This window comes from Anaerostipes sp. AF04-45 (genome assembly GCF_003461725.1).
GTDB classification, from domain to species: Bacteria; Bacillota; Clostridia; order Lachnospirales; family Lachnospiraceae; genus Anaerostipes; species Anaerostipes caccae.
Genome location: NZ_QTXQ01000002.1, coordinates 424250 through 433085 on the forward strand (window position 1 = coordinate 424250; position 8836 = coordinate 433085).

9 protein-coding genes and 1 riboswitch are annotated in these 8836 nt (G+C 44.3%); of the genes, 4 read left to right on the top strand and 5 right to left on the bottom strand.

Annotated features, from left to right (window positions below):
* The first annotated feature begins 151 nt into the window (after positions 1–151).
* The 3 genes from DWV34_RS04975 (at position 152) to DWV34_RS04985 (ending at position 3239) form a co-directional block, all read left to right on the top strand.
* A complete protein-coding gene (locus tag DWV34_RS04975; RefSeq protein ID WP_009290269.1) occupies positions 152–1624 on the top strand; it encodes a putative DNA modification/repair radical SAM protein in 1473 nt (490 codons plus the stop codon).
* A 63-nt stretch (positions 1625–1687) separates the two neighbouring features.
* A complete protein-coding gene (locus DWV34_RS04980; RefSeq protein WP_022261303.1) occupies positions 1688–2437 on the top strand; it encodes a TIGR03915 family putative DNA repair protein in 750 nt (249 codons plus the stop codon).
* Positions 2438–2507: 70 nt separating this feature from the next.
* On the top strand, positions 2508–3239 hold the full coding sequence (locus DWV34_RS04985) for a MerR family transcriptional regulator (protein ID WP_006568061.1): 732 nt from the start codon (positions 2508–2510) through the stop codon (positions 3237–3239).
* Positions 3240–3285: 46 nt separating this feature from the next.
* Here the strand turns inward: DWV34_RS04985 and DWV34_RS04990 are convergent, their stop codons facing one another.
* The 4 genes from DWV34_RS04990 to DWV34_RS05005 form a co-directional block, all read right to left on the bottom strand.
* Positions 3286–4464, bottom strand: coding sequence for a phosphoribosylaminoimidazolecarboxamide formyltransferase (locus DWV34_RS04990; protein ID WP_009290267.1), 1179 nt, complete (start codon positions 4462–4464; stop codon positions 3286–3288).
* A gap of 9 nt (positions 4465–4473) precedes the next feature.
* Positions 4474–5187, bottom strand: coding sequence for an IMP cyclohydrolase (locus DWV34_RS04995; RefSeq protein ID WP_009290266.1), 714 nt, complete (start codon positions 5185–5187; stop codon positions 4474–4476).
* 114 nt (positions 5188–5301) lie between these two features.
* A riboswitch (ZMP/ZTP riboswitch) is annotated at positions 5302–5381 on the bottom strand.
* 58 nt (positions 5382–5439) lie between these two features.
* A complete protein-coding gene (gene mgsA, locus DWV34_RS05000) occupies positions 5440–5799 on the bottom strand; it encodes a methylglyoxal synthase (RefSeq protein WP_006568058.1) in 360 nt (119 codons plus the stop codon).
* An 81-nt stretch (positions 5800–5880) separates the two neighbouring features.
* Entirely contained in the window at positions 5881–7260 is a 1380-nt protein-coding gene (locus DWV34_RS05005; RefSeq protein ID WP_009290265.1) for a GH25 family lysozyme, read from the bottom strand.
* A gap of 176 nt (positions 7261–7436) precedes the next feature.
* Between DWV34_RS05005 and DWV34_RS05010 the strand changes: the two genes are divergently transcribed.
* Positions 7437–7826 carry a type II secretion system protein gene (locus DWV34_RS05010; RefSeq protein WP_083809551.1) on the top strand — a complete coding sequence of 130 codons (390 nt, stop codon included), beginning with the start codon at positions 7437–7439 and terminating at the stop codon, positions 7824–7826.
* 74 nt (positions 7827–7900) lie between these two features.
* On the opposite strand, the gene DWV34_RS05015 is transcribed toward DWV34_RS05010, so the two are convergent.
* Positions 7901–8821: an Ig-like domain-containing protein gene (locus DWV34_RS05015; RefSeq protein ID WP_243000821.1), complete on the bottom strand. Its 921-nt coding sequence runs from the start codon at positions 8819–8821 to the stop codon at positions 7901–7903.
* Positions 8822–8836: the final 15 nt, after the last annotated feature.

Sequence of the window (8836 nt, forward strand, 5' to 3'; positions counted from 1 at the left end):
TGAATTGTTTTTCCGTTAAGTATAATAATACCATTTACCAATACATTGCCGCAACTTCTTTTCACCCGAACTTTTGTTCTTTTCCTCCTTGCTTTTTATATGGCACTATGCTAGAATAAGAGAACAAACATTCGATATTGTGAGGTGGATTATGGAAACTATCAGTCCTTCCCTGTCATTGCAGGAGAAGCTAACAATTCTAGCAGACGCAGCCAAGTACGACGTAGCCTGCACGTCCAGTGGAGCCGACCGCAGAGGTGAAAAGGGAAAACTGGGCAACGGAGTGGCTGCAGGCATCTGCCACAGCTTTGCATCCGACGGCCGCTGTGTCTCCCTTTTAAAGATACTTCAAAGTAATGAATGTATCTACGACTGCAGGTACTGCTTAAACCGCTCGTCCAATGACCGGGTGCGCACTACGTTCACCCCGGAAGAAGTCTGCCGCTTAGTCATCGAGTTCTACCGCCGAAACTATATCGAAGGGCTGTTTCTAAGTTCCGGTGTGGTAAAGAGTCCTTCCTATACGATGGAACTCATGTGTCGGACACTGTCTATGTTAAGAAATCAGTATCATTTCAACGGCTATATCCATGTGAAAGCCATTCCCGGAGCGCCGGAAGAACTTCTGGAATCCATCGGATATCTCGCGGACCGCGTCAGCATTAATCTGGAACTGCCCACACCGGAAGGACTGAAGGATCTGGCCCCTCACAAGACACAGAAAACGATCTTAAAACCCATGGAACAGATCCGTTCCGGCATCGCAGATCACCGGCTGTCCATCGGCAAGGACCCTATGATGGAACGCTTCGGCGGCAACCGCAGTCTAAAGCACACGATCTTCGATGATGTCCGATCCGGCCGCATCGAGGAGCACAGACAGCTGGCATCAAACTCTTTCCTCCCGCCCGCTAAGGACAAGAATGCACCCTTTGTCCCCGCCGGGCAGAGCACTCAGATGATCGTTGGAGCTACCGCAGAGAATGATCTTCAGCTTCTTTCTGTCACTCAGCAGCTGTACCAGAAGTTTGATCTGAAACGTGTCTTCTTCTCAGCCTATGTCCCGCTCAATGAAGATTCCCGCCTTCCCTCCCTGGATACCGCCCCTCCTCTGTTAAGGGAACATCGTCTCTATCAGGCCGACTGGCTGCTGAGGTTTTACGGCTTTCATGCAGAGGAACTGCTGAGTACTGACAGGCCCAACTTCAATATCATGCTGGACCCCAAGTGCGACTGGGCACTGCGGCACCTGGAGCTTTTCCCTGTGGAGATCAACCGCGCCAGCTACGCAGATCTTCTGAGAGTTCCCGGCATCGGCACCAAATCCGCCTACCGTATTGTCAAGAGCCGCCGACAGCGCTCCCTGACATTTGAAAACCTGAAAAAGATGGGGATCGTCCTGAAACGGGCCAAGTATTTTATAACCTGTAACGGAAAGATGATGTTTCATATCCCGATCGAGGAGAACTTCATCACCCGTCAGCTGATCGGAGAGGATTACAAAAAGTCCTGGGAGATTGATCATCCCCAGACCTATGAACAGCTGTCCCTGTTTGACGATAAGAATTTTGCATCGGCCCCCTCAGCCGAAGATACCTGCAAGTCTCTGAGCGGACAAATATAAAAACCAGTAACAGTTTTAATATTTGCCTGAAAAACGGCCGACTGAAAATAATGGAGAAAACGCATGACCATTTTCACCTGCAAAGATACGTTTGAGGATATGATGTCCTGTATATACACTGCCTGGGCATCCCGCTTAGGCCACAAAAACATCCGATTAAAAACTGAACCCATAGGGAATCTGGAACTGTTCTGTGATTACCGCCATGTAGATCACGATCCCGATCAGACCGCCAGTGTCATCCGTTCCATCCAAAAAAAGATCTCTTTTCGCGCCTACCAGATGGTATACCGCGCTGCCATGTCTTTTCAGGAAGAAAAGCTGGATATGATCTACCGGTTCCTGATCTATGGGTTTCACTATGGGCCTGCCGTTGTCAATATGCTGCAGGAGCCTGCTGTGATGAATTTGTTTGAACTGGACCGTAAAGTTATGAATGAAGCTCACTTATTCCGGGAGTTTCTGCGTTTTTCCGAAATAGATCATGTTCTTATCTCCCATATTGAACCCAAGTGTGATGTCCTGACCATCCTGGCTCCCCAGTTTACGGACCGCATGCCCTCCGAGAACTGGATGATCATCGACGATAACCGGAAAACTGCCGTCGTTCATCCCTGTGATCATGATTACTATATGACCACCCTCTCAGAGGATGAATTAAACCGTCTGAAGACCTCTGAGATTTCTGATCTTTACACAGATCTCTGGAAAGTATTTTTTGAGACGATCGGTGTAGAAGCCAGAAAAAATCCCCGCTGTCAGAAAACCATGATGCCGCTCTGGTACCGCAAACACATGACAGAATTCCTTTAATCTATTTTATCTCTTGACTCTCATGCAGCGTGATAGGCTATTCTGTACTTACCAGGAGGAGGAGACCAAGATGAAAACAGTAAGAGAAGTAAGCAGATTAACCGGTATCAGTGTGCGCACTCTCCACTATTATGACGAGATCGGACTTTTATGTCCCGACCGTGTCACGGAGGCTGGCTACCGGCTGTACGGCACCAAAGCTTTGGAACGCCTTCAACATATTTTACTGTTCCGGGAACTTGAATTCTCATTAAAGGACATCAGAGAGATCCTGGATCGTCCGGATTTTGACCGCCAAAAAGCATTAGATCAGCAGATACAGCTTTTGAGGCTTAAAAAGGACCGGCTGGAACATCTGATCGACTTCGCTCTTGGAATTCAAAAGTTAGGAGTGGAATCATTGAATTATCAGACATTGAACAAAGAAACGCTGGAAAGCTATAAATCCGAGGCCAGAAAAAGCTGGGGCGGTACCGATGCTTTCCGTGAATATGAGCAGAAAGCAAAAACTTATACAGAGGAGGACTGGAAGGTCATGAATACCAAGTTTATGGCAAACTTTGCGGAATTTGGCCGTCTCATAAACGAAGACCCGGCCTCCGAACCGGTGATGCACCAGGTTGAGCTCCTCAAACAGTCTATTACGGATCAATATTATACCTGTACAGACGATATTCTGGCCTCTCTGGGCGAAATGTACGTCTGTGATGACAGGATGAAAGAGTCTATAGACCGTGCCGGCGGAGAGGGAACCGCCCGTTTCGTCTCAAAGGCCATTCATATTTACTGCCAGACCCTATAATACAGAAGGAGAGAAACCAGCTTGATTTCTCTCCTTCTTATATCTTCTAATGATGGAATAAACGGATTCCCGTAAAACACATCACCATGTTATATTTATTGCATGTGGCAATGACATGGTCATCTCTGATGGAGCCTCCCGGCTCAGCCACATAAGAAACGCCGCTTTTGTGTGCCCTTTCGATATTATCGCCAAACGGGAAAAACGCATCTGATCCCAATGCCACACCCGTCATCTGATCCAGCCATTCACGCTTTTCTTCTCTCGTAAACACTTCCGGTTTTACTTTAAAGATATTTTCCCAAGCCCCGTCGGCTAAAACATCCATATAGTCGTCTCCGATATACAAGTCAATGGCATTGTCACGGTCCGCACGTCGGATACCGTCCACGAACTCAAGTCCCATGACTTTCGGAGCCTGGCGCAGATACCAGTTGTCCGCTTTCTGTCCTGCCAGACGGGTACAGTGGATTCTGGACTGCTGTCCCGCACCGATGCCGATGGCCTGTCCGCCCTTTGCGTAGCATACGGAATTAGACTGGGTATACTTTAATGTGATCATTGCAATCGCCAAGTCAATTTTAGCAAAGTCAGGCAGTTCTTTATTCTCTGTCACGATATCGTTAAAGAAATCCTTGTCAATGTTCAGTTCATTTCTGCCCTGCTCAAAAGTAACACCGAACACTTCCTTGCGCTCCACCGGAGCCGGCACATAATCCGGATCAATCTCGATCACGTTATAGTTTCCTTTTTTCTTTTCTTTTAAAATTTCAAGAGCGTCTGCGTCATATCCCGGTGCGATAACCCCGTCAGACACCTCTCTTTTTATAATTTTGGCTGTTGCCGCATCACACACATCGGAAAGTGAAATGAAATCTCCGAAGGAAGACATACGGTCAGCCCCCCTCGCCCTGGCATATGCATTGGCAAGAGGAGTAAATTCCATATCCATGTCATCTACCCAGTAAATCTTCTTTTCCACATCAGTCATCGGAAGCCCTACCGCAGCGCCTGCAGGAGAGACGTGCTTAAAGGAAGCTGCCGCCGGAAGCCCGGTCGCTTTTTTTAGTTCCTTCACCAGCTGCCATCCGTTTAATGCATCGAGAAAATTAATATATCCCGGTTTGCCGCTTAACACTTTGATCGGCAGTTCACCGTCTTCCATGTAAATTCTTGACGGCTTCTGATTCGGATTGCATCCGTATTTTAATTCTAATTCCTTCATGGTCTCCTCCTATCGATTCTTGTTCACGATCCTTGTTTCATATTCTCCTGTTTTGATATCAATGTAGCGCACAAACAGAGATACTTTGTTGTCTTCATTCAGGCTTTCCCACACACGGCTTGTAAACGCATTAATATCATCGTCTAAACCGATTAATTTAGGCTCTCCCTCAAAACTCGGAAGCGGATCTCCGTCCTGCATATAGGTATGAATGAAATGTCCCTCCCCGCTTACCGGATTCTCATAGGCAAATGTATACCGGTTACATGCATCCGGATTACCGTTATTGCTCTTTAAAATAGACATTGCATAGTTGTAGGTTCCGTTTTCCACATGCATAATGCCTGAAATACGCGGAGTATAATTCGGTGCATCCGGCTCAAACTCTCTCGTCCTCAATGCCTGTTCAAATGTCTGCTGTTTATCCATGAGCTCGTAGATCGTATCCGTCTGGTCTCCGTTGGTCACGATTGTTTTATTTCCTAATACCTTGACCGGAGCATAGATGATAAGGCTCGGATCACTCAGCTTTGACGGATCAAAAGCCTGTGTCCGGATACCTTTTCCGTCCTCAATAAACACACGGTTTCTGCTGTTTTCGCTTCTTCCCATGATAAAATATGCAGTCACTGCATAGGCCCCGTTTGGTGACTTCCCGATCACAATTCCTCTTCCAGGGTATGAATTCCCTTTTAACTCGTTTTCTAATGACAACATCTTCATTGTCCTGTATCCTCCTTTTGTATCTGTGTGCAGCTTCGCAGAGAGATTTTCATTCCATACGAAAGGTTCGCAGACCTTTTTTATGTAAAAATAAGCCGCCTGGGCACACTAAATAAAAGTTGCCCAGGCGGCCGGCATTTCTGCTGCCGTGCTCCCCGTGGTTTCTCCACTATCCGCCAGTCGCACAGCTTTCAAAATAAATATACACTATGATCTGTCATTTTTCAAGTCAAAATACTCAGTCCTGACAGTTTAAAACATTTGAATCATCAGTTCTGCCGCCGCAGTGTTGGTGACTGCCGGTACCTTGTGCACATCACAGACACGAAGCAGTGCAGACACGTCCGGCTCATGGGGCTGTGCAGTCAGTGGGTCCCGGAAAAAAACAACCAGTCCGATCTTTCCCTCTGCAATTCTGCCTCCCAGCTGCTGGTCTCCTCCATACGGTCCTGACAAATATTTCTTCACCGGAAGTCCTGTGGCTTCCTCTACCCGTTTTCCGGTTGTACCGGTTGCGACCAAGTCATATTTTGCTAATGTTTCTTTATGCTTCTTTGCAAATTCCACCATCTCGTCTTTTTTCTTGTCATGTGCGATCAATGCAATAATCATATCTTTATCCTCCTGATGTTTAATGACTGTAAGGCTAATCTACACTAAAGAAGCCACTTTTACAAGAGGAATATCTTTAGATCACCGCTTAAGAGATTTTACTTTAGAAAATTTACTGTAAATTTTCTTTTTCTTTACAGTCTGATACGATCTGACTTTAAAATAGTACCTTTTTTTCTTTTTTAACTTGCCTTTTGTGTAAGATGCTTTTTTTGCAGATACAGTTGCTATCCTTTTAAAACCGGAAGACTTTTTCCTGGACATGTAAATCTGATATTTAGACACGCCGGAAATTTTTGACCAGCTTATTTTAATCCCCTTTGATCCGCTCTTCTTCAGCTTCTTTATTTTATTCGTCTTTGGGATCACCGTAATTTTGCAGGAAGCCTTTTTTCCATTTCCTGTTCTTCCGGTGATAACCGCTGTCCCTACCTTTTTCGCCGTTACTTTGCCTGACGAACTGACCGATGCCACAGACGAACTGGAGCTGGACCACTTAACTGAAGGATAGGAGTTCTTAGGTTCTATGTAACTTTTCAGTGTATAGTAGGAACCTTTCTTCAGCGACAGGGACTTTTTATTCAGTTTGATATTTTTTGCAGGAATGCTGCTGATCAGGAAGTTTATATCCACATTTCCTCTGATGCCATTGACCGTTCCTTTGTTAGTACACTGCCACATAACATAGTTTCCGGAATAAGTACACAGATTGCTATATTGTGCAACCCATTTTGGATATTTTTGAAATGTCTTATTCGTCAGTTTCTTCTCAAACCAATTTTTATTTGCATATATTCCTACTTTGCTATAACCGTTTGCCTTTAATCTTCCGGCAAATGCCTCTGTAATCTGTGCCAATTTGGAATTTGAAAGCTTTAATAAAGAATCATCTTCCAAGTCGTAATAAACAGGATATGATAATTTTTTATCCTTAATCAGACGAATAACATGATCTGCCTCACTTTTCGCCTTCTCTACTGTGTCTGCATAGGAATAAAGGTAAACTCCATAGGGAATGCCCAGACGCTCACATTCTGATACATTCCGCAGCCATTGATCATCGTCTTGGTCTGTTTGATCCATTCCATACCCACACCGGATAACAGCAAAATCAATCCCTGATATTTTCACCATCTCCCAGTCAATCTTTCCCTGATGCTGACTGACATCTATCCCCTTTTTCACTGCTCCCGGAATCGGATTCCCCAGATCATTGACAAACATGCCGTTGACTTTATTCCAGGCATTTGAATATGGTTTTGAAGCTCTGCTGAAAGACTGTCCGGGATAGATCGGTGTACCGTTTTTGTAACGCCAGCTGTTCTCTGCTCCCTGTCCTTCCTTCTGTTTAGGTTCTGATTGGTTACCGTTTACGAGTACCGGCAGTGCAGCCGACATCAAACTGACAGTCAAAAGTACCGCGAAAACTTTCTTTGCCGCTCTTAAAAAACTTTTCTTCATCCCTGTCCCCTTTCGATAATCCTACATTTGTAGGACTATTATATCACAAGTTGTCCGCCTGTGGGTATAAATTTTCATTCTCCTGTGATATAATTAAAAAAAACAAACGACAAAGGATGGGGTTTATATGAATCGTTTAAGAGGGAACAAAAAAAGGATTTACTTTAGTTGAATTAATCGTCGTGCTGGTTATTCTGGCGATCCTGATCGCTTTGCTGGTGCCGACTCTGACCGGGTACATAGACAGAGCCAACAAACGCTCGGCCCATGCGGATTTAAAGCTGATCGCAAACGCTGCTACTTCTGCCTATGCGGAGGTTTATGCTGACAACAACAGTAAAAATGGTGAAGTAATCTATTCTTCGGGAGCCGACTGGAGCCATGAGCAGGGTACCACCATAGATACCGATTTTAAGGATTCCTTCATGCATTATTTGGGAAGTGACATTGACTTTAGTAAAGTCCAGTATTTATACATCAGCCCGGACCGCCTGACGATTATCTACAAATATAAATCTAAAAACTATACTTATCAGAGATACGATAACACCGTCACCATTAAATAAATCATTCTTTAGTTTCGATATTCAAAAGCAATAAAAAAGATCCTTTTCAGGATCTTTTTTATTGCTTTTTATTCCTATCTTTTTATTGATTTGATTGGACTGTAGCTGCTGTAATACTTGGTTTTTCCAACTGTTTTATAAGAACGTATTTTAAAATAGTAACGTTTGCCTCTCTTCAGTCCTTTTTTGGTAAAACTGAATGTTTTAGCTGATGCAGTTTTTACCCTTTTATATCCGGAAGATTTCTTTTTTGACATATAAATCTGATATTTTGTAGTACCGCTAACTTTTGACCAGGTAACCTTAATGCTTTTCCTTCCCGATTTTTTAAGCTTTTTAATTTTGTTCGTCCTGGGCCGTACCGTAACCTTGCAGACTGCCTTTTTCCCGTTGGATGTCTTCGCTGTGATCGTTGCTTTCCCCACGCCCTTTGCAGTGATCTTTCCCCCGGAAGAAACAGCTGCCACTTTTTTATTGGAACTGGTCCATGTCACCGTTTTGTTGGAAGCATTGGATGGCGCGATTGATTTTTTCAATGTATAGGAAGAACCGTTCTTAAGCTTCAGGCTTGTCTTATTCAGCTTCATTGACGAAACAGCTGTCGTCTGCAGTGCATTGACGTTCCATGAGCCTATTTTAAAATTCAGATCTACATTTGTACCGATTCCACTGACCTTTCCTGAATCTGTACTCTGCCACATATGATAAGTTCCGTCATAATCACAGCGGTAATTATACTGTGCAACCCATCTTGGATATTTATCAAATACACTGCTTGTCAGCCGTGAAGTAAACCAGTATTTATTTGCATAAACACCGACATTCTTATAACCTGCGCTGTCCAGTGTCTTTATAAAAGTATCGGCAATTTCTCCTAGTTTCTTATTTGACAATCCTCCCTGAAATTTCTCATCTTCCATATCATAATAAATCGGATAGGAAAGCTTCTTACCCTTGACTGTCCGACGGCAGAATGTGGGAGGTACTAACCGCACGTTATTTTAGTGCCA

Coding starts and splice junctions, on each gene's coding strand:
- mgsA (WP_006568058.1), bottom strand. CDS start 5,799: ATGATTATTGCATTGATCGCACATGACAAGAAAAAAGACGAGATGGTG.
- DWV34_RS04980 (WP_022261303.1), top strand. CDS start 1,688: ATGACCATTTTCACCTGCAAAGATACGTTTGAGGATATGATGTCCTGT.
- DWV34_RS05005 (WP_009290265.1), bottom strand. CDS start 7,260: ATGAAGAAAAGTTTTTTAAGAGCGGCAAAGAAAGTTTTCGCGGTACTT.
- DWV34_RS04975 (WP_009290269.1), top strand. CDS start 152: ATGGAAACTATCAGTCCTTCCCTGTCATTGCAGGAGAAGCTAACAATT.
- DWV34_RS04985 (WP_006568061.1), top strand. CDS start 2,508: ATGAAAACAGTAAGAGAAGTAAGCAGATTAACCGGTATCAGTGTGCGC.
- DWV34_RS04995 (WP_009290266.1), bottom strand. CDS start 5,187: ATGAAGATGTTGTCATTAGAAAACGAGTTAAAAGGGAATTCATACCCT.
- DWV34_RS04990 (WP_009290267.1), bottom strand. CDS start 4,464: ATGAAGGAATTAGAATTAAAATACGGATGCAATCCGAATCAGAAGCCG.